General features: G+C 32.8%; 20 protein-coding genes. 1 reads left to right on the top strand and 19 read right to left on the bottom strand.

What is annotated here, in order from left to right:
* Positions 1 to 76: 76 nt before the first annotated feature.
* The 13 genes from trmD to AC0GLY_RS03810 all read right to left on the bottom strand — a co-directional run bounded on the left by trmD (position 77) and on the right by AC0GLY_RS03810 (position 14,555).
* Positions 77 to 826 (bottom strand): tRNA (guanosine(37)-N1)-methyltransferase TrmD, encoded by a 750-nt coding sequence (gene trmD, locus AC0GLY_RS03750; protein WP_496612188.1) that lies wholly within the window; start codon positions 824 to 826, stop codon positions 77 to 79.
* Position 827: 1 nt separating this feature from the next.
* Positions 828 to 1,343, bottom strand: coding sequence for a ribosome maturation factor RimM (gene rimM, locus AC0GLY_RS03755; protein ID WP_496612189.1), 516 nt, complete (start codon positions 1,341 to 1,343; stop codon positions 828 to 830).
* 61 nt (positions 1,344 to 1,404) lie between these two features.
* Positions 1,405 to 1,650, bottom strand: coding sequence for a KH domain-containing protein (locus AC0GLY_RS03760; protein ID WP_496612190.1), 246 nt, complete (start codon positions 1,648 to 1,650; stop codon positions 1,405 to 1,407).
* A gap of 8 nt (positions 1,651 to 1,658) precedes the next feature.
* Positions 1,659 to 1,937, bottom strand: a complete 279-nt coding sequence (gene rpsP, locus AC0GLY_RS03765) for a 30S ribosomal protein S16 (RefSeq protein ID WP_496612191.1) — start codon at positions 1,935 to 1,937, stop codon at positions 1,659 to 1,661.
* 85 nt (positions 1,938 to 2,022) lie between these two features.
* Positions 2,023 to 3,453: a signal recognition particle protein gene (ffh, locus tag AC0GLY_RS03770; RefSeq protein ID WP_496612192.1), complete on the bottom strand. Its 1,431-nt coding sequence runs from the start codon at positions 3,451 to 3,453 to the stop codon at positions 2,023 to 2,025.
* 10 nt (positions 3,454 to 3,463) lie between these two features.
* Positions 3,464 to 3,823, bottom strand: a complete 360-nt coding sequence (locus AC0GLY_RS03775; RefSeq protein ID WP_496612193.1) for a putative DNA-binding protein — start codon at positions 3,821 to 3,823, stop codon at positions 3,464 to 3,466.
* Positions 3,824 to 3,825: 2 nt separating this feature from the next.
* Positions 3,826 to 4,995 carry a signal recognition particle-docking protein FtsY gene (gene ftsY / locus AC0GLY_RS03780; RefSeq protein ID WP_496612194.1) on the bottom strand — a complete coding sequence of 390 codons (1,170 nt, stop codon included), beginning with the start codon at positions 4,993 to 4,995 and terminating at the stop codon, positions 3,826 to 3,828.
* A gap of 2 nt (positions 4,996 to 4,997) precedes the next feature.
* The gene (gene smc / locus AC0GLY_RS03785) at positions 4,998 to 8,528 is read right to left on the bottom strand and encodes a chromosome segregation protein SMC (protein ID WP_496612195.1); all 3,531 of its coding nucleotides are present in this window, start codon (positions 8,526 to 8,528) and stop codon (positions 4,998 to 5,000) included.
* 18 nt (positions 8,529 to 8,546) lie between these two features.
* Positions 8,547 to 9,257, bottom strand: coding sequence for a ribonuclease III (gene rnc, locus AC0GLY_RS03790; protein ID WP_496612196.1), 711 nt, complete (start codon positions 9,255 to 9,257; stop codon positions 8,547 to 8,549).
* 86 nt (positions 9,258 to 9,343) lie between these two features.
* Positions 9,344 to 10,354, bottom strand: coding sequence for a phosphate acyltransferase PlsX (gene plsX, locus AC0GLY_RS03795; RefSeq protein WP_496612245.1), 1,011 nt, complete (start codon positions 10,352 to 10,354; stop codon positions 9,344 to 9,346).
* A gap of 15 nt (positions 10,355 to 10,369) precedes the next feature.
* Positions 10,370 to 12,400, bottom strand: a complete 2,031-nt coding sequence (gene recG, locus AC0GLY_RS03800; protein ID WP_496612197.1) for an ATP-dependent DNA helicase RecG — start codon at positions 12,398 to 12,400, stop codon at positions 10,370 to 10,372.
* A gap of 62 nt (positions 12,401 to 12,462) precedes the next feature.
* Positions 12,463 to 14,160 (bottom strand): DAK2 domain-containing protein, encoded by a 1,698-nt coding sequence (locus AC0GLY_RS03805; RefSeq protein WP_496612198.1) that lies wholly within the window; start codon positions 14,158 to 14,160, stop codon positions 12,463 to 12,465.
* A gap of 32 nt (positions 14,161 to 14,192) precedes the next feature.
* Complete coding sequence (locus AC0GLY_RS03810) at positions 14,193 to 14,555, bottom strand: Asp23/Gls24 family envelope stress response protein (RefSeq protein WP_395318378.1); 363 nt, start codon at positions 14,553 to 14,555, stop codon at positions 14,193 to 14,195.
* Positions 14,556 to 14,754: 199 nt separating this feature from the next.
* Here AC0GLY_RS03810 and rpmB point away from each other — a divergent pair, with 199 nt between their 5' ends.
* Positions 14,755 to 14,940 carry a 50S ribosomal protein L28 gene (rpmB, locus tag AC0GLY_RS03815; RefSeq protein WP_014081953.1) on the top strand — a complete coding sequence of 62 codons (186 nt, stop codon included), beginning with the start codon at positions 14,755 to 14,757 and terminating at the stop codon, positions 14,938 to 14,940.
* Between the two features lie 77 nt (positions 14,941 to 15,017).
* On the opposite strand, the gene AC0GLY_RS03820 is transcribed toward rpmB, so the two are convergent.
* The 6 genes from AC0GLY_RS03820 to priA are packed head-to-tail and all read right to left on the bottom strand — an operon-like array spanning position 15,018 to position 21,925.
* The gene (locus AC0GLY_RS03820) at positions 15,018 to 15,662 is read right to left on the bottom strand and encodes a thiamine diphosphokinase (protein ID WP_496612199.1); all 645 of its coding nucleotides are present in this window, start codon (positions 15,660 to 15,662) and stop codon (positions 15,018 to 15,020) included.
* A 3-nt stretch (positions 15,663 to 15,665) separates the two neighbouring features.
* The gene (gene rpe / locus AC0GLY_RS03825; protein WP_496612200.1) at positions 15,666 to 16,325 is read right to left on the bottom strand and encodes a ribulose-phosphate 3-epimerase; all 660 of its coding nucleotides are present in this window, start codon (positions 16,323 to 16,325) and stop codon (positions 15,666 to 15,668) included.
* 2 nt (positions 16,326 to 16,327) lie between these two features.
* Positions 16,328 to 17,227 carry a ribosome small subunit-dependent GTPase A gene (rsgA, locus tag AC0GLY_RS03830; protein WP_496612201.1) on the bottom strand — a complete coding sequence of 300 codons (900 nt, stop codon included), beginning with the start codon at positions 17,225 to 17,227 and terminating at the stop codon, positions 16,328 to 16,330.
* Between the two features lie 8 nt (positions 17,228 to 17,235).
* Entirely contained in the window at positions 17,236 to 18,582 is a 1,347-nt protein-coding gene (gene rsmB / locus AC0GLY_RS03835; protein WP_496612246.1) for a 16S rRNA (cytosine(967)-C(5))-methyltransferase RsmB, read from the bottom strand.
* Positions 18,551 to 19,504, bottom strand: coding sequence for a methionyl-tRNA formyltransferase (gene fmt / locus AC0GLY_RS03840; RefSeq protein WP_496612202.1), 954 nt, complete (start codon positions 19,502 to 19,504; stop codon positions 18,551 to 18,553). Before fmt ends, rsmB begins: the two co-directional genes overlap by 32 nt.
* Before the next feature lie 15 nt (positions 19,505 to 19,519).
* Entirely contained in the window at positions 19,520 to 21,925 is a 2,406-nt protein-coding gene (gene priA, locus AC0GLY_RS03845) for a primosomal protein N' (RefSeq protein ID WP_496612203.1), read from the bottom strand.
* Positions 21,926 to 21,938: the final 13 nt, after the last annotated feature.

Raw genomic sequence — 21,938 nt, forward strand, 5'->3', positions numbered from 1 at the left:
ACAGCGGAATACTGTTGATTTTTTTGGTATAAATACCGTTTTAAATTATAACATACTTTCATCTTAAATTAAACTTTTATTTTTCTTCTTCCATTCGGACTTCAGCTAATAAACGTTTAGCGTTCTTAGATAACTTACTATGATTAATCATTTCTGGTCGACGAAGATAAGTTTTACGTAATGATTCTTTCAATCTCCAGTCATCGATTTTTTGATGATCACCACTTAAAAGTATTTCAGGAACTTTTTGTCCTCTGAAATCGGCAGGACGAGTAAATTGTGGATATTCTAGTAAGCCAGCAGAAAATGAATCACCAGGAGCAGATTCTGCATTACCTAATACACCAGGAAGTAAACGAGAAATAGCATCAATCATTACTAAAGCAGGTAATTCTCCACCAGTTAAAATAAAATTACCAATTGAATATTCATCAGTAACAATTGATTTAATGCGTTCGTCAAAACCTTCATAATGACCACAAATAAAAGTTAAATGATCTTCCTTAGCTAGTTCTTCTGCTGTATGTTGATCAAATTGTTTCCCAGCTGGATCAGTTAAAATTACTCGCCCTTTTGGAATGCCCTTTTCTGAGTTTAATTTTTGGGTATGTTTAAAAGCATCAATAATTGGTTGGGGCTGAAGCAGCATTCCTGCCCCTCCGCCATAAATAGTGTCATCAACATTATGATGTTTATTGGTTGAGTAATCCCGAAAATTAGTGATTGAAACATTTAACAAGTCACGATCAATGGCTTTTCCAATAATGGAATCACTTAATGGTCCTTCTAAGATTCGTGGAAATAAACTCAAAATATCAATTTTCATCTTATTCAAGTCCTTCTAATATATCCACAACTACTTTATGATTTTTTAAATCCACTTCTTTAACCACATCATCAATTTTAGGTAATAATAAATCAGATTGATTGGGTCTTTTGACAACCCAAACATCATTAGGACCTAAATCCATAATATCTTTAATTGTTCCAATTGATTCACCAGCTTCATTAAAGACATCTAGTCCAATGATTTGATGATAAAAATAAGTATCTGGCTCTAACTCCAGATTTATTTGTTGATCACTATTAATTTTTAACATAGATGGCTTTAAATAGTTAACATCATTAATAGAATCCAATCCCTTAAAATGTAACAGAATAAAATTTTTGTGTTTTCTTGTTCCATCAATTTCTAATTCAACAGTTTTTCCATTTTCCAAAAAGGCGGTAACAGTTTCGCCTTTTTTAAAGCGTTGATTAGGAAAATCAGTAATTGGTTGAACTCGAACTTCACCTTTTAATCCTTGAGTATTAACTATCTTGCCAACATCAAAGTATTCCATAATTCACCTCTATATCAAAAAGAACCCTTAAATAAAACAATGTTTTATCTAAGGGTTCTTTTTATTTTCCACCATCAATAATAAGTTTAACCCTTTTATTGTCAGTAACATGGACACTATAAATAATAGTTCGAATTGTTTGAGCAACCCGCCCACGTTTACCAATCACGCGTCCAACATCTTTTGCATTCGTAGATAAAATGTACTCATGAAATTCAGCAGTTTCTTGATGATTGATTTTGACATCATCGGGGAATTTAACTAATGGTTTAATGATTTTTGTTATTAAATTATCAAAATTAATCATAATTAAATTTATTTTTTATCAGCTAATTTAATATCGTGAAGTTTTTTCATGATACCAGCATCAGATAAGATATTTTTAACTGTATCAGATGGTTTGGCACCCTTCTTCAACCAATCAAGAACAATTTCTTCTTGAAGAGTTACTTGGTCTTCTTGAACAAGTGGATTGTAAGTACCAACATTTTCAATGTAACGACCATCACGAGGGCTACGTGAATCAGCAACAACAATACGATAAAATGGATTCTTCTTTGAACCCATACGTTTCAAACGGATTTTAACAGACATAAATTACACCTCCTATTGATTTCTTAACATAACTTAGTTTAACAATAAATTTTAGAGATGTAAAGAGTTTTTTCTTTACACCTTACTATTTTCTCCGTTTCTTGCGTTTGTTTTTCTTAATTTTTCTGCTCATACGTTTCATAGCTAAACTAGATAGTTTATTCATCCCTTTACCCATTCCTGTTTGTTGCATCATATTTTCCATTCCAGTCATGTTTCCATTTGAAATTTGATTCATAATTTTTTTCATTTGATTGAATTGTTTAATTAAACGATTAACACTTTGAACTGGTTGAGCAGAACCTTTTGCAATTCGACGACGTCTCGATGGATTAAGAATGTCAGGGTTTTCACGTTCTTGCTTAGTCATTGAATAAATAATGGCTTTAATTCTTTCTAAATCTTTTGGATCCATATCAACATTTTGTAAAGCAGGATTATTTGCCATTCCTGGAATCATAGCCATTAAGTTTTTTAAGGGACCCATGTTTTGAATTTGTTGAAGTTGATCAAGAAAATCATCAAAATTGAACGTATTTTCTTTCATTTTTTCAGCAAGTTCCATTGATTTTTTTTCATCAATATTTTTTTGCGTTTTTTCAACGAATGAAAGAACATCTCCCATTCCTAAAATTCTTGAAGCCATTCTATCTGGATGAAAAACATCTAAATTGTCCATCTTTTCACCTTGACCAGTGAAAAGAATGGGTTTACCAGTTACTGCCTTGATTGATAAAGCAGCACCACCACGAGTATCTCCATCTAATTTAGTTAGAACCACCCCGGTAATATCTAGAGCATCATTAAACCCTTCAGCAGTCTTAACAGCATTTTGTCCTGTCATTGCATCTACTACTAAAAGAATATCAGTTGGGTCAGCTACTTTTTTAATTTCTTTTAATTCGTTCATTAATTTTTCATCAATTTGTAAACGACCAGCAGTATCAATAAAGACATAATCGTTATGATTTTCTTTAGCAACCTTTAATCCATCTTCTACAATTTTAACTGGATTAATAGAAGTTCCTTCTTCAAAAACTGGAACATCAATCTGATTACCGATTTGTTGCAGTTGTTCAATTGCAGCTGGCCGATAAACATCTGCAGCAATCATTAGCGGACGTGCATGCTCATCTTCTTTTAACATTTTTGCTAATTTACCAACCGTAGTAGTTTTACCAGCCCCCTGAAGCCCTGCCATCATAATAATTGTTGGAATTTTTTCGGCTTTTTTAAGGGTGGTTGTTTCTCCACCCATCATTTCAGTTAATTCATCATCAACAATTTTAATGATTTGCTGTCCCGGATTTAAGCCTTCTAGAACATTTTCTCCTTTTGATTTGGTCTGTACTTTTTTTACGAAGTCACGTACGACTGTGAAATTAACGTCAGCATCAAGCAGTGCCAATCTAATTTCTCGCATGGTAGAACGCAAATCTGCTTCGCTAATTTGACCCTTACCACGTAATTTTCGGAAAGCATCTTGTAATTTACTGCTTAAACCTTCAAAAGCCATTTTTTAACCCCTATTCTTCTTCAATTTTTTCTAATTGATCAATTAAATTATTTAATTCTTGATTTTTGGAATATTTTGACTTAATTAACGAATCTAATTGGTCGACTACCTTATTACGTTTAATAAATTTTTCATATAATTGCATTTTAGCTTCATACGTTTCTAATGTTTTTTCCGTTCTTTTAATATTATCGTATACTGCTTGACGACTAACATTGAAGTTCTCTGATATTTCGCCTAGTGATAAGTCATCAGCATAGTATTGAGAAATGTAATCAGCTTGCTTCGTGGTCAACAAACAACCATAAAAATCAAATAGTGCATTAATGTAATTATCACGAACTAATCTTGTATCAAGATCTTTATCCATTGTTATTCCTTAACTAATCCTTTAAATAAGCCATAGACAAATTTCTCTGGATTAAATTCTTGTAAATCATTTACTGATTCACCCAAACCAACGTATTTAACTGGGATTCCAATTTCATTTTTAATGGCGATTACAATTCCACCTTTTGCAGTTCCATCAAGCTTAGTTAAAACGATTCCAGAGATATCAGCTACCTCTTTAAAAGTTTGAGCTTGACTCATTGCATTTTGACCAATGGTTGCATCAATTACTAATAATACCTCTTGCGGTGCACCAGGAATTTTATTAGTAATAATTTTATTCATTTTAGCCAATTCTTTCATTAAGTTGACCTTATTTTGTAATCTTCCCGCCGTATCAATGAATAGAATGTCATATTTATCAGCTTTAGCTTTTTCAACTGCCTCATACACGACCGATGCAGGATCACTACCTTCAGGCTTTTTAACGATATCAACGTGATCTCGTTTAGCCCATTCAGCTAACTGCTGAATAGCACCTGCACGAAATGTGTCGGCTGCAGCTAGAAGTACTTTTTTTCCTTGCTGTTGGTATTGATGAGCCATTTTACCAATAGTAGTGGTTTTACCTGCGCCGTTAACTCCAATAAATAAAATAACAGTTGGACCGTCAGGATTTTCTTTTAATTTATTTTCATTATCAGTTGGGGCATCATAAATTTCTACTAATTTTTGAATTACAAAGTTTTGGACTTCTTGATGACCCTTTACATTATTTAATTTAACTGCTCCCTTTAATTCGTCACTAATCTCAGTTGCAGTTTGAACTCCAACGTCTGATTCAATTAAAGTATCTTCTAAATCGTCAAAGAAATCTTCATCAACACTTCTAAAGTTAGCAAATAAATGATTTAGTTTCTCACCGAAGGAAGATCTAGTTTTTTCTAAACCAGTTTCATAGCTAGTTTGACTTTCAACTTCTTCTTTACCTGAGTTAAAGTCCTCTCTTGAGTTATCATCATCATTATTTTCGGATTCAACTAATGTTGATTTATCATTTTCTAAATGATCTGTTTTTTCCTTTTCTGGTGTTGGATTTTTTTCTGATTTAGTTGCTTCTTCATTGTCTGGAGTGGTTTTTGTCTCATCACTCTTTGATGATTCAGTCGTTTCTTCTTGCTGTTTGTGTTTGAAAATATCAAATAATCCCATATCTATCTCCTGTTCTTTTTATCACTTAAGTCTACTGATACTAGTTTAGAAACTCCAGAATCCTGCATTGTAATTCCAAAAAGATTATCTGCATAAATCATAGTTTCCTTACGATGAGTAACAACAATGAATTGGGTATCTTGTTTTAAACTTTCAATATAACGTGCAAAGCGATCAACATTTGCTGGGTCAAGTGCTGATTCAGCTTCATCTAAAATAACAAATGGAACTGGCTTAACTTCAATTATTGCAAACAATAATGCTAAAGCTGTTAAAGCTTTTTCACCACCTGAAAGAAGCATAATGTTTCGATAACGTTTGCCTGGTGGCTTAACTAAAATATCAATCCCCGTAGTTAATAAATGATGGGGATCACTTAATTCTAGTTTAGCCTCTCCGCCACCAAAAATACGACGAAAGACTTGACTAAATGATTTTGAAATTTTAGTGTATGAATTTTCAAAACGAATTTTTACAGTTTCATCCATCTTATTCATAATATCTAATAATTGATTTTTAGCTGCCACTAAGTCTTCCATTTGATGATTCATAAATTCATGACGTTCCTTGATTTCTTGATAAGCTTCAATTGAACCTAAATTAACATTTCCTAATTTTGAAATTTGAGTCTGTATATCTTCGATTTCTAAGTTTAATTGGGCTAAGTTTAAATTAAGATCTTTATAAACATGATTATCATTATTTAATTCATTCAATTTAAGCTTAGTTTTGGTTAAATGTTGTTTAATAATATCTAATTGAGACTCAAGTTGGTGAAGTGATTCACTTTTAGTAATTAACTTGTTTTGAAATTGTTCAATTTTGGTATCTAATTTTAACAATTCAGCTTTTTTAGCTTCAAGTGTTTGTTTAGTCATATCGAGCTTATTTTTAATCTTAGTAATTTGTTTTATTATTACATTCGTATCTGAATGATTAATTTGGCTGATTTCGGTTAATTCTCCATTTACATTTTGAATCGATTTAGTAATTGACTTTTGATTATTTTGATTATCAATAGTTTGTTGTTTTAACGATAAATAATGTTCATTAACATTATCTAATCTCTCTTTAATGATTCCAATCTTTTGTTTCAAATCATTTTGCAATGCCATTTCAGAATAATAATCACGTTTTAAAATTTCTAAGTGATTAGCCAATTCATGATTTTGAGATTGATTTTTATCAATTTGACTTTGTAATTCATTAATTTGTGTTTTTATCATTTCAGGTTGCTGAATAGCGCTATTAGAATTATTGCCTAATTTTAAATTAAGTGCTTTAATCATTCGTTCAATTTTATTACTTTCATCACATTGTAATTTTAAGTTATTCTTTTCTACTATTAAATTAGAATTGGCCTTGCTAATTGCTTGATCAATTAACTGCTTATTTTCTTGATCTTTTTTTAATTTAAACTGAATTTTTTTAACATTTTGTTCGCCAATTTCTAATTTAGTTTGCATATTTTGAACTTGTTTATTCAAAAGTTTTAAATTATTTTTTTGAGTTAATAATCCTTCATTTTGTCGCTGATTTTTACCTCCAGTAATTGATCCACCAGCATTTACAACATCACCATTTAATGAAACAACCTTTATGCGATGATTAGTTAATTGACTAATTTGAGTTGCTGCTTTTAAAGATTCTGTCACAATTACACTTCCAAGAAGGTGCTGTTTGACACGATCATATTTAGGATTAATTTGAACTAAGTCCGATGCAACTCCAATAAAACCATCAACTTGTTGAACCATTTTTAAAATATTTGCTGATACAAATCTTTCAGTGATTCCGTTAATTGGTAAAAGAGTTACGCGTCCCAATTTATTTCGATTTAAATAACTAATTGCTTCACGTGCATCAGAAATAGTTTCAACCATTAATTGCTGAATTGTTCCACCCAAAGCAGATTCAATTGCTTTGATGTAGCGTTTATCAACAGTTAAATAATCACCAACCGTTCCAATAATTCCAGATAAATTATTTTTTTGTTTTAATAAACTGCGGGTTCCTCGATATAGATTATTATGATTTTCAAGTAAGGATGCTAGGCTATCTCGTTCAGTCTTAACTTCTTGAAAAATTCGCATCGCATCTAACCAACGATTCCGCATTTCTTCAACGGTAATTTCATCCTTCTTGATTAATTCATCGTTAGTAAAAATTTTTTTATTAATGTTATTTTTTTCATTTTCTAATTTTTTAATTTTTATTTTAATGTCGTTAATTAATTTTTTAATTTTTATTAATTGGTTTTGTTTCTGATTTAGCTCTTGAAAAAGCAGTTTAGAATTACTATCAGCTTGTTGATTAAGCTTTTCATTCATTCGTAAATTATTTCTAGTTTCTGAAATTGATTGCATTAATTCAACGTATTTTGAACGGGTTTTATTTAAGTCATTTTCAGTTGTTTGAACTTCATCTTCTAATTTAGAAACTTTTGAACCATTATGCTTTCGTTCTAACTTAGTAAGTTGTTGATTTAATTTTTGTCTATTAGTATTTTCATCAATTAATTGATCTTTAAGTGATTTTTCATCTTTACTTAATTCTTCTAATTGTTGTTTTAAATCATTTAGTTTTTGTAAATCATACTTTTTTCGTTGCTCATTTAGCTTTTTTTCGCTACTTAAGTTTTCTAATAGTTTATTTTTTTGCAACAATTCCGTTAGTAAGTTTTCTCTTTCCAGATCTAATTTACTAATTAATTGATTAGTTTTCTTTTTAGTAATATTTAATTTATCAATTTTTTGAAGAAGTTGCTGATGTTCAACTTGAGAATTCTTTAAATTAGTTTGAATTCCTTGTTTAGTTTCAGAGTCTTTTTTCAAAATCATTTTAAATTTATTAAAATTTAATTCATTTAGATATTCATTTTTATCCAAATAGAGCGAAGCGATTTCGCTTTGCTCTTTTAAAGGATTCAGTTGTTTTTCAATCTCATTAATGATATCAGAAATACGATTTAGATTTAATTGTGTATCCTCAAGCTTTTTTTGAGATTCATTTTTTTGTTTTTTATACCGGTAAACTCCAGCTGCAGTTTCAATAATAGAGCGCCGCTTTTGAACATCATCATCTAAAATGTCATCGACATTTCCTTGTGAAATAATTGATAGTGAACCCTCGCCAAGTCCCGTATCCATGAAAAGATTATGAATGTCTCTTAATAGGCATTCGTGATCATTAATTGAATATATGCTATCACCATTTCGATAATAAGTTCTAGTTACTTTGACTTCAGTATAATCTGAATCTAAAAAATGAGATGTGTTATCAAAAATCAAACTAACTTCTGCACGGTTTAAAGGCTGTTGATCTTTTGAACCAGAAAAAATAACATCTTTCATCTTTTTACCGCGAAGGCTTTTAGCAGATTGCTCTCCTAAAGCCCACCGAACAGCTTCAATTATATTACTTTTTCCACTACCATTTGGCCCAACAATTCCGGTAAAACCGTTTTGAAAATCAAGTTCAGTTTTATTAGCAAATGATTTAAAACCTGCGATTTGGATTGATTTTAGTTTCAAAACAGATTCCTCACTTTATTATTGCAATTTTTGGTCCTTAATTCCTAACTTGTTCAAAGCCATTTTGGCAGCAAGTTGTTCAGCATTTTTCTTAGAATGTCCCTCGCCAACTCCAAGTTCTTTATCATCAACAAATACAGCAACTTTAAACTGACGATCGTTATCAGGCCCGTTTTCGTCTAGCAACTTATATTCAATTTTGACAGGACCGTTAATTTGAATGGCTTCCTGTAATTCCGTTTTATGATCGAAAAATTCATCAAACCAGCCTTCATCTAATTTAGGAAAAATCACTAAATTACAGAAGTGTTTTACTGTTTCAATTCCCTGGTCAAGATAAACCGCACCAATGAATGATTCAAAAATATCACAAAGTAACGAATCTCGACTTCTTGCACCAGCCTTTTCTTCCCCTTTACCTAGACGAATATACTTGTCAAAATGACATTCGCGAGCAAATCGACTGAAACTGTGACGATTAACCATTGCAGCTCTTAATCTAGTTAGTCGTCCTTGAGGTAGCTCAGGATAACGTTTAAAAATATAATCAGAAACCACTAATTGATAAACGGCATCTCCTAAAAATTCTAATCGTTCATAAAATTTTAAATCTTGATCTGGATGTTCATTTACGTATGATGCTTGTGTAAATGCTTCATCTAATAAGGACTCATCGTTAAATTTTATATTATATTTATCTGCTAATTTATCATCAAATGTTTTCTGCACAGCATACCCCTCCATAATTACTTATTATAAGTATATCATTAAATGAAAAACCCTATCTAACTTAGACAGAGTTTTACTATTTTTTATTATTTTTTAGTAGCATTTGTAAAATAATCTTTGATAGATTCTACATATCTAGATTGTACAATTTCAGTGGCATTAATTAAACAATTTTTAACCGTTTTTGCATCACTGTTCCCGTGTCCCTTGACTACTGGTGACTTAATTCCAAGTAAAACAGCACCACCATAACGTTTGTAATCCATTTTTTTAGCCATTTTTTTAAGGCTATCTTTCATTAAAAATGCTCCTAATTTGGCTTTAAAACCACCATTTTTAATTGAACTTTTTAACATTCCAATACCAGACACTGCAGTTCCCTCAATAGCTTTAAGAACGGCATTTCCAGTGAATCCATCAGTAACTACCACATCGGCAACTCCATTTAGTAGTTCCCGAGACTCGATGTTACCAATAAAATTAATTTGACCTTTATCTCCCATCGTTTGAAGTGCATCATGCATCTTACGATGAATCATATCACCCTTATCGGCTTCAGTTCCATTATTAATTAACCCAATTCGAGGATTTTTAATTTGACTAATGTTTTCAGAATAATATTTACCTAACAAAGCATATTGTTCAATATTTGAAACTTTGGCATCAGCATTAGCACCTGCATCAACCATTGTAAAACCTTTGTCACTGTTCAACACTGGCATTGTGGCAGTAAAACCTGGACGATCAATTCCTTTAATCCTACCAAGGATTAATAGGGATGCCACTAATAAGGCTCCTGTATTTCCAATGGAAACCAATGCATCAGCGTTTCCATCTTTAACTGCTTTAGCAGCCAAAACTAAACTTGAATTTTTTTTATGTTTAACAGCTCGAACTGGTTCATCGCCCATTGCAATTACTTCATCAGCTTGGATAATTTTAATGTTTCTATCATCATGTAAAAATGGCTTAATTTGTTTTTCATCACCAAATAATAAAAATTCAATGTCGTTTCGATCGTTACGAGCTAATTCAACACCTTCAACTACTGATTTTGGTGCATTATCGCCACCCATGGCATCTACTGCAAGTCTAATCATTACCTTACTCTCCTAATCAAAAGATGTGTTGTTATTTAAAGTTGTTAAACATTTTAATAATGCTTGATTTTCATCAAGTTTTTCCCAATTTTCGTTATCTGTAACTTGTTTAGCTACGGTTTGGGCAGCACTGAGGATATTTAAGTCTGCAATAGGATCCCCAACTCGAAAAGATGGTAATCCTGACTGCTGTTTCCCTAACAAATCACCTGGCCCTCTCAATTCTAAATCTTTTTGTGAAATAAAGAAACCATCTGTTGATGAACTCATTACATTCATACGCTTTATTCCAATTTCATTTTTTGGATCCGCAATTAAAATACAGTAAGATTGTTGCGAACCACGTCCAACTCGACCACGTAATTGATGAAGTTGAGCTAATCCAAAGTGGTCTGCATCAAAAATTACCATTACGCTTGCATTAGAGACATCCACTCCGACTTCAATTACAGTAGTTGAAACTAAAATTTGTATTTTATTAGTTTTAAAGTCCTCCATTACGGTATTCTTTTCATTGTCACTTAATTTACCATGTAAAAGACCCACGTTATAATGTTTACCAAAATATTGTTGAAATTTTTCATAAGTTTCTGTTACATTTCGCATGTTCATAACTTCTGATTCTTCAATTAATGGAACAATTACATAGGCTTGTTCATGATTTTTGAGTCGTTTTTGTAAAAAATTAAGCATGGTTTTAGTTTGCGAATTTTTAATCCAAGTGGTCTTAATCGGCTTTCGTCCCCCTGGTAATTCATCAATCACTGAAACATCCATCTCACCATAAGCCGTAATTGACAAGGTGCGGGGAATTGGCGTAGCAGTCATTGATAAAACATTCGTTGCTTTTCCCTTTTCACGCATCTTACGTCTTTGGTTTACACCAAAGCGATGTTGTTCATCAATGATTGCTAGCCCTAAATCATTATACTTAACTTTATCTTGAAATAAAGCATGAGTCCCAATAATTAGATTAATTTCTCCAGCTTTAATTCTGGGTAATAACTGTTTTCTGGCACTTTCTGGGGTATAACCAGTTAATAAAGCAATATTAACATCTGTTCCGGCAAATAGTTTTGCTAGTCCATTAGCATGTTGCTCAGCCAAAATCTCTGTTGGAGCAAGCATAACGGCTTGTTTTCCTGAAAGAATCGTAGCTAAAATCGAAATTGCTGCTACGACCGTTTTACCACTTCCAACATCACCTTGTAATAAACGATTCATCGTATAAGGACGATGTAAATCAGCTAAGATTTCATTTACCACACGATCTTGTGCAGCGGTTAACTGATATGGTAACTGTTCGATAAATGGCATTAAAGTTAATTTATCTGCCATAATCCGTGCATTTTGATTTTTTTCATGTTTATGTTTAATGGTTTGGAGCTGCATTTGAAAAAGAAAAAATTCGTTAAACTTAGCAGTTCGTAAGGCAGCCTTAACTGCGCTATGATTTTTAGGGAAATGCAGGTCACGAATAACTTGTTTTAATGGTTCAAGACGAAATTGTTTAATAATCCACTTTGGTACAAAATCATCAATCACATCGTAGTATTCTTGAAACGCTTGTTGAATGATTTGTTGTAATTTTTTCTGTGTTATTTTTTTATTTACAGAATAAATTGCACTGAAATTTTTTTCATCATTAGCCTTCATTAATTTCATACCAGTCATTGATTTGGCTGGTGCATTAAATTTCCCATGAATCAAAACCTCTTGTCCGACTATTATTTGTTTTTTTAGCCATGCCTGATTAAAAAAAGTAATTGGAATTACATCATGGTCGACTAAAAGACGAATAGTTAAACGATTCTTATGTCTTCCGTAAAAGTTAATCGTGGGTTCAACTGCAATTTTACCCTTTAAAGTTACAGTTTGTTGATCAACAATTTCATTAATTTTTTTTGGTACAAAATCTTCATAACGAAATGGGAAGTAAGTCAATAAATCAAAAACTGTGTGAATATTCAAGTCAAATAAAGCCTCTTGCTTTTTGGGACCGATACCCTTCAAAGATGCCACTGAATCAGTCAGATTTTTCATGACTTCCCTCCTATAAACTAAAAAACTGCTAATCATTATTGATTAACAGTTCTTTGATGTTCTTATTCAACAGAGATAAGTAATGGGTATACCGGTTGATCTCCTTCATGAATTTCAATTTCAAGTTCTGGATCAATTTCAATGGCAGCTGATTTTACTAAATCAGCATCAGATTGAGTAGCTCCTTTGCCATAAATAATGGTTACATTTTCACTGTCTTCATCTAACATTTTTTTCAACATTGAAATTGTGGCATCATTTAAGGTAGCTTCAATTACTTCAATTTTACCATCGACAATTCCCATATAACTACCTTTTTTAATATCAAGACCATTAATCTTCGTATCACGAACTGCTGCTGTCACTTGACCACTTTTTACTGTATCAAGTGAATCATCCATTGCATTTTGGTTATCCTCAAGTGAGGCAGCTGGATTAAATGAAAACATTGCAGTAAGTCCTTGTTGAATTGTTTTCGTATGAACTACCTTCATTGGAATATCAGTTAAGTTTTCTGCCTGTTCAGCAGCTAAAAAAATATTTTTATTATTTGGTAAAATAATCGCCTGTTTAGCATTTGCACTGTTAACAGCATTTACAATATCCTCAGTACTTGGATTCATGGTTTGTCCACCACTAATAATATTGGTTACTCCAAGGCTCTTGAATAATTTTTCAAGTCCCTTACCAGCAACTACGGAAATAACTGCTAAATCTTTAGGCTCTTCTTTTACCTCAACAACTGGTTGCTTAGCAATTTCTTCATCATCTTCCATAATTTCTTCTTGTTGGCTACGCATATTGTCAATTTTAATATTAATCAAATCACCAAATTTTTGTCCCCAAGCTAAAATCTTACCAGGATGTTCAGTATGAATGTGAACCTTAGCAACTTCATCATCGTTAATAACAAGTAATGAATCGCCCAATGGTGCTAAATAATTGTAAAAAGTATCATAATCGAATTGTTCTTCGACTTCTTTCCCTTTACCGAAACGTACTGTCATTTGAGTACAATAACCAAAAACAATGTCTTCTGGATTTAATTGTCCTTGAGCACTTTCATAATGGTCTTCATTAACCATTTTGTCCATTTTATTTGCTTCAACATTAAACTTTTCACGGACATCAGTTGATGCTTCACGACCATTTAAAATATCTGCAAAAGCTTCAAAAACAAAGGTTAGCCCCTGACCACCAGAATCAACAACGCCAACCTGTTTAAGAACTGGAAGTAAGTCTGGAGTTTTAGCTAATGCCTCTTGAGCACCAGTTTTAATTGCATCCATTACGCGAGCACAGTCATCAGTTTCATCAGCAGTATGTTGTCCAGCATTAGCGGCATACCTAACTACTGTTAAAATAGTGCCTTCTGTGGGCTTCATAACAGATTTATAAGCGGTTTTTGCGCCAGCAGTAATTGCGTCAGCAAGCTCATGAGCATCTAAAGTTACTTTATCTTCAACATCTTTTGAAAAACCTCGGAAAATTTGCGATAAAATTACTCCTGAATTACCACGTGCACCCATTAATAAGCCCTTAGCTAAGGCTGATGCTTTTCCTCCAACCGTTTTATCGGTAGAATTTTTGACATATTTAGCTCCACTTTCCATGGAAAGACTCATATTGGTACCGGTATCACCATCGGGAACCGGGAAAACATTTAAAGAATTAATAAATTCTGTATTATTTTTTAGCACGACCGATGCAGCTTGAACCATTTGGTCGAACTCTTTAGTCGTAATCTTAGTTACTGGCACTATTATCCAATCTCCCTTTTAATTCAAAATAATTAATCGTTAATTACTTTTACGCCTTGGACAATTACGTTTACTGCATCAGCTGTAACTCCAAGCATTGACTCTAAATTATATTTGACTTTATCTTGTACTGTACGTGATACTTCGGAAATTTTAGTTCCGTAGCTAACGATGATGTTAACATCGACTTCAATTTTATCTTGAACTTGGCGCACGACAACCCCGCGCGAATAAGCATCTCTTCGTAAAATTTCATTCATATTATCTTTTAACTGATTTTTACTTGCCATACCAACAACTCCATAGTTATCAGTTGCTGCACCACCAACAACGGTTGCAATAACATCATTATCAATGTTAATTGAGCCGTATTGAGTATTCATCTTAACAGCCATTGCGTATGCATCTCCTTATTTACAAGTTAATCTCGATACCTAATCTTAACATAATGATAATTAAAACCAAAATTTTTATTATTATTATGGTGTCAAGTACATTTACTTGAAAGAAAGATTGCATTTATAGTAGGAATATGCTAAATTTAGACATGTAGTTTAATACGCTCTAGTTTAAGATAAAAGGAGGGATATTTTCATGGCTAAAGATGCATTAACAGGAAAAAGAACCCACTTTGGTAACCGTCGTTCTCACGCTTTAAACTCTTCAAGAAGAAGTTGGAAGCCAAACCTTCAAAAGGTTCGTATTTTAGTAGATGGTAAACCAAAACGCGTTTGGTTGAGTGCTAGAACATTAAAATCTGGTAAATTCAAGCGTGTATAGTTTTTATGCGTTTAATTAATTAATTAAAACAAAAAAGAGGCAATCATAATGATTGCCTCTTTTTTGTTTACTTTTATTTAATCTTTACTTTGGATTACCGTGATAATCCCCTTGTCAAATTCAAAAGTGGCCTTATCCCGTATGAACTCATTACTAGAAAAAGAGGTAGGTACAGATACCCAATGATTTTTCAAAGTATATTTTTCATCAAATAGTGTTAAATGACAAGCTTCCAAATTAATAAAATCAAGATATTTCATTCCAGTTACCTTATCAATCTGGTGTTTACCAGGTTTAAAGAAACGAATCCAATTATGTCGATCATGCATAACTACTTTTTCAACCACGGAATTAAAAACAGGCTTTTGTAACATCAATAAATTAGTCATTAACTGATCAAGTCTTCCCCCTGAAAAGCCATAGACGTTAATTTCAGCATCCGAAAAATGTTTCATTACATATTTAATAGCAATTTCAGTATCAGTTTCATCTTTAATTGGATTTGAACGATGAATTTTAGTAACTTTTTCTTTAATCATTTTAAATTCATTTTGATTAACTGAATCAAAGTCGCCAACCGCTGCAATCGGAATAATTCCCAATTTAAGTAATTCTAAAGCTCCACGATCTACTCCGATAAATGGACCATCAATGTTTCCCTTTAATAATCTAGTAGGCCATTCTGACTTTGGTCCACCCACTAATAAATTGATTTTTTCCATTGGCTAAAAATCAGTAGCTTTTTTTATAGCTCTGATTCTTTCGGCAGGATCAGTAGAATCAAAAACATATGAACCAGCTACCGCAATATTAGCACCAGCTTCATAAGCCTTAACCACTGTTTTATCATTAACTCCGCCATCAATTTCAATATCAAAGTTAAGATCTTCTTTTTCATTTCTAAGCTTGTTTAATTCAGCAATTTTTCCAATTGTCTCTGGAATGAATTTTTGACCACCAAAACCAGGATTAACAGTCATAACCAGTACTTGATCAACCATATATAAAATAGGTTCAATCATGCTAACTGGGGTCCCAGGGTTAATCACTACCTCAGCCTTCACACCACGATTTTTAATCATTTGTAAAGCACGATGAATATGCTGCGTTGCTTCAACATGCACACCAATTAAATCTGCATCACAATCAGCAAACGTATCAATATATCGTTCTGGTCTTTCAATCATCAAATGGCAATCTAATTCCATATTTGTGATTGGACGAATTGCTTTAACCCAATTTGGACCATAAGAAATTGCAGGAACGAACATTCCATCCATGATATCAATATGAAGAATCTCAGCACCCGCTTTATCAACTTCTTCAATTGATTTTTGAAGATTTACATAATCAGCACTTAAGATTGAAGGCGCAACTTTAATCATTTTTATTTCCCCTTTTTTCGTTTATATATAATTTTTTGATTCTTAATCAATGCATATTGTTTGAGATAGTCATCGTACCTACTCGATAAAATTGTACCATTTTCTACACCTTTTTTCACTGCACAACCAGGTTCATTAATATGGGAGCATTCTCTAAATTTACATTCATTTGCTATTTTAACGAAATCAGGAAAATAATTTTTTAATTCGCCTAATTTAATATCAGCATTTTCAAATGATGAAAATCCAGGAGTATCAGCAATAATACCGTTATTAATGGTAATAAATGATACCTTACGAGTAGTGTGTTTCCCACGGCTTAAAGCTTTAGAAACCTCTCCCGTTTCTAAATTTAAACTAGAATCTAAATGATTTAAAAGAGTTGATTTTCCAGCTCCAGTTTGCCCCATAATTACAGACTGCCTGTTTTTTAAAAGACTACGTAAAGCTTGAAAGTTTTCTTTTTGATTTGAAGAATAAAGAACTTGATAACCAACTAGTTTTTCATAATTTTTTGCAATTTTAGTAAAATAATTAACCTGTTTTGGAGAGACTAAATCTAACTTAGAAAAATAGATAATTGGTGTAATACGCTCTTTTTCTAAAGCCACAAGTTCTTTATCTAGTAAAATTTGAGAAAAATCAGGTTGAATAACCGAAACTACGACGATTGCTTGGTCTGTATTAGCAATTGGCGGTCTCACTAATGAATTCTTACGAGGCAAAATTTTTAAGATGTATCCTTCATCCTCGTTTGTGACGTCAAATTCAACTTCATCACCAACTAATGGTTTAATTAACCGTTTTCTAAAATTACCTCGAGCTCTAGTTCGATAAATTTGACCATCAGACTTAACATCATAAAATCCACTTAATGATTGGTAAATTTTACCCCTTTTCATAAATACTCCTATTTTATCTTTTTAAATCCAGCAACAAAGAATCCATCAGAACCATAGTCATCTGGAAAAATTTTTAAATATTTTTCGCGTCGATTGGGCTGAAGATTTAAAATTGTTTTAACTTTAATTTCCTCAAATTCTGGATGTTTATCAAGAAAAGTTTTTATTGTTTTTGAGTTTTCTTGATTTAAAATTGTACAAGTACTATAAACTAGTTGCCCCCCAACTTTTAATTTAGAAGCAACTGCATCCATAATCTCTGCCTGAATTTTTGCCAATTGTTCGACATCATCAAGGGATTTTTCATATCTAATTTCTGGTTTTCTTCTAATCAACCCCAAACCAGAACAAGGAGCATCCACTAAGATTTTATCAAAGGTTTTATCTTCATAAATATCATTAACTTTTCGTGCATCACAAGCATGAACTTCAATATTTTCACTTAACCCCATTCGGTCAGCATTTTCCATGATTTTATGCAATTTATTTTCATGTAAATCAAGAGCAACAACTAGTCCAGTGGTTAGCTTTTCAGCAATTTGAGTGGTTTTTCCGCCTGGAGCGGCACAAGTGTCAAGAATATAATCATCTGCAGCGATTTCCATTGACTGAACGGGCAACATAGCACTTTCATCTTGAATAGTGTAAAAGCCCTCTTTAAATAGAGCTGTATGAGCAGCAACCCCATCTTTAAGTACTAAAGCATCAGCGGCTACCTTGCTATCTCGTACTTCAAACCCAATTCTTTCTAATTCTTTGACTAAACTAGCTTTATCAATTTTTTTAACATTAATTCGAATTGATTGATTGGATGGTTGATTAATACTATCTAAAATTGATGCGGTTTTTGCTTTTCCTACTTGATTATTTAATTGCTGAATAATCCAAACCGGAACACTTGCCTCAATCGATTGTTTTTCAACAGCATTCATTCCTGTGATTTTTGGTAATCCGTCTCGATCAATTTTGTGTAATACACCTGTCACTAATCGTCTAATTCCATCATGTCCCTTAACTTTTGCAATTTTGATAGATTCATCAAGAATTGCTCGATTAGGAACTTTATCGAGATATGTCATTTGATAAATAGCTGTATAGAGTAATTCTTTAACCCACTTTTGTAATTTATTAGGATGTTTAACTAATTTACTTACGTAGTATTCTAAAGTTAACCGATGTTGAATTACACCATAAACAATATTGGTAAATAAGCGCGTGTCTTTTTCAGACATTTTAGTGGAATCAATTACGTTGTTAATTTGTAGATTAGAATAAGCTCCATCAGAAATACGTTCAAGCGTGTTAACTGCTAGGTAACGGGGATTATTGTTGTTGTCTTTCGTCAATGAATTGATCTCCTCTAATTAATTTTTGATTTCCATTTAAGAAATCGGTAATGGACTTTTTGGGTTTTCCAGCTGGTTGAACTTCATTTAACTGTAAAACAGTTCCAGCTCCTGCCGCAACTTGCAGGGTATGCTTATCACGATAAACGATTTGTCCGGGAGTTAGGTCAGTAGTTTGATCAATAACACTAACATCCCAAATTTTAAATCTTTTTCCTTTTACGAAAGTATGAGCAATTGGATCTGGTCGTAAAGCCCTAACTTTACAATCAATTTGATGAGCGGTTTGATTAAAATCAAGTACTTCTTCTTCTCGTTTAATAGTAGGAGAAAAAACTACTTGGTTTTCATCTTGCTTAACCGGATTAATTGTTCCTGCTGCAATTTTAGGTAAAGTTGCTAATAATAAATCACGACCAACCAAACTTAGTTTATGAAAAATACTTGAAGTATCGTCTTGATTAGTAATTGCAACTGATTGTTGTGAAATGATATCACCCGCATCCATTTCTTTGACCATATACATAATGGTAATTCCAGTCTTATCGTCTCCATTCATAATGGCATATTGTACTGGAGCACCCCCACGATATTTAGGTAATAAAGATCCATGAACATTCACTGCTGCAATCTTAGCAGCATTTAATAATTTAGTTGGTAAAAATTGTCCATAAGCAGCCGTTATAATGTAATCTGGCTTTAATTCAATAACCTTTTTCATAGTTTCACTACCACTAAGTTTTTCTGGTTGATAAATAGGTAAGTTTAACTCGGTTGCAGCTTGTTTAACCGGCGTTGAAATAATCTCACGTTTTCTCCCAATCGGACGGTCTGGCTGGGTGACTACGGCTAAAACATCATAATTTTTACTTAATGCTTTTAAAATTGGAACGCTAAATTCAGGCGTTCCCATAAAGACAATTGATTTCATTGATATTTTCCTCCATTACATAAAGTTGATCGGTTCTGAATCAATTGCGATTCTAAGTCCTTTACGCCCCTCTTTTTGTGATTTTTGTAAAATGTGTTTTAAGACGGGGTCTAGGTTTTGATCAGTTTTATATTTAATAATGATTTGATAATAATAACGGTTTTTAATTCTTGCAATTGGCCGTGGAGTTGGCCCTAAAATCATAGTCTTGCTATTTAAATGATTTTTAAGATAAGTTAAGATCTCATATGACTTTTTAGCTGCTTGCTGCTCCTCAAGTGAGCTAACTGTTAACTTAACGGTAAAATAATATGGAGCGTACCCGGCTAAATGACGAAGGTGCATTTCCTTTTTATAAAAAGCCTCATAGTCTTGCTGTTTAACCAATTGGATGGCATAGTGTTGGGGATTAAAGGTTTGAATAATTACTTTACCAGTTTTCTTTGCTCGTCCAGCTCGTCCAGCCACCTGAGTTAATAAATCAAAAGTTCGTTCACTAGCTCTAAAATCGGGTAAATCTAAACCAGTATCTGCGTTCAAGACTCCTACCAATGTGACATTAGGAAAGTCTAACCCTTTAGCAATCATTTGGGTACCTAACAAAATATCGGCTTCTTGATTACCAAATTTATTCAAAATTTTTTCATGGGCCCCTTTACGTTTAGTTGTATCAACATCCATCCGTAAAATTCGTGCATCTGGAAAACGATTAGCAAGTTCTTGCTCAACTTTTTCTGTTCCCGTTCCAAAATAGCGGATATTATGGCTATGGCATTTAGGACAAAGATTTGGAATTGGTTCTTCAAATCCACAATAATGGCACTTCATTGTATGACTATCCAAATGCATAGTTAACGAAATATCACAATTGGGACACATAAGTACATAACCACAATCGCGGCACATCATGAACGAAGAAAATCCTCGTCGATTTAGCATTAATACTACTTGTTCATTTTTACTGAGTTTTTCGTTAATGTTGGTTAGTAAGACCTGTGAAAAAATATCACCGTTTTTAGCCACTTCTTTAGTCATATCGACAATTTCAACGGTTGGAAGTTGTTGTTGATTGACTCGTTTAGTTAACCTTAATAGATGATATATACCCTTGCCTGCTCGGGCCCGTGATTCTAGTGAGGGCGTTGCACTTCCTAATACAACGGGACAATGATGATAATTAGATCGCCAAATAGCAACGTCTCGGGTGTGATAACGCGGACTTTCATCTTGTTTATAGCTAGGATCATGTTCTTCATCTAAAATGATTAGTCCAATATTTTGTAAAGGCGCAAAAACGGCTGATCGTGCTCCAACTACCACTCGAACTTTTCCATCACGAATTCGACGCCATTCATCATAACGTTCCCCATTGGATAGTCCACTGTGGAGAATGGCAACTTGATTTCCAAATCGATTTTTAACGCGATTAACCATTTGTGGCGTTAATGCAATCTCAGGGACTAACATTAAAGCTTGACGTCCATCGTTTAAAGCAGTTTGAATATTTTGTAAATAAACTTCTGTTTTACCAGAACCTGTGACACCTTCAATTAAAAAAGTCTCGGCTGTTTGCTTTTTTATTGCTTGATCAATTTCTAAAACCGCTTGTTCTTGTTCTGAGGTTAGTTGTTTAGGTCGATCACGAGTAATCGGATGTTTATAAGGATCACGATATTTTTCAATTTGAACTTTACTAATCCAGCCTTTATCATTAAAGGCTTTAATTGAAGCTGGAGAAATAGACTGTTCCTTAATGATTTTCCTTTGCACTAGTTTTTCAGTGGGATGAGCTTCAAGCAAATTCAAGAGATGCTGTTGTGCTTTGGCATTTGGCTTTAATTGTTTACGTATCTCATTAAAATCTGTAATTTGATTTTGAATAGCTAATTCTGTTTTTGATTTAGCTTCATTTTTAACCACATACTCAATCTCAACATCATGTTTTTTTTGCAGTAAAATTAGTTGACTAAGCTCTTTTTCCGTAAAATGTTTATCATCTAAGGGAGTACTTAAAGTTTCAGAAAGCTTTTGATCAAGTATTTGATCTTTGAGTGCATGTTTTTTTCTTACTATTTTGGAATACTTAGCTTTCATAACATTTGGGAGCATCGTTAATAAACAACTAATTCGAAAAGCATAAGTTCGATTTGCTAGCCATTTTGATAAAGCAATTAATTCATCATTCAAGACTGGCTCAAAGTCCATTACTGAACAAATTTTCTTTAACTTAGTTGCATCTTGAGCTGCCATTGATTCAATTCCAACCACGAATCCTTCAATTTTACGATTTCCTTTGCCAAAGGGGACAATTACTCGCATGCCTATGCTTATTGAATCTTCTAATTCAGATGGAATTAAATATGAGTAAGGCGAGTTAGTTTGCATGGTTGGAACATCTACAATAATATGAGCAATTTGCATTTATTCCTTCCTT

It is taken from the genome of Fructilactobacillus sp. YLN 2507, from assembly GCF_059614085.1.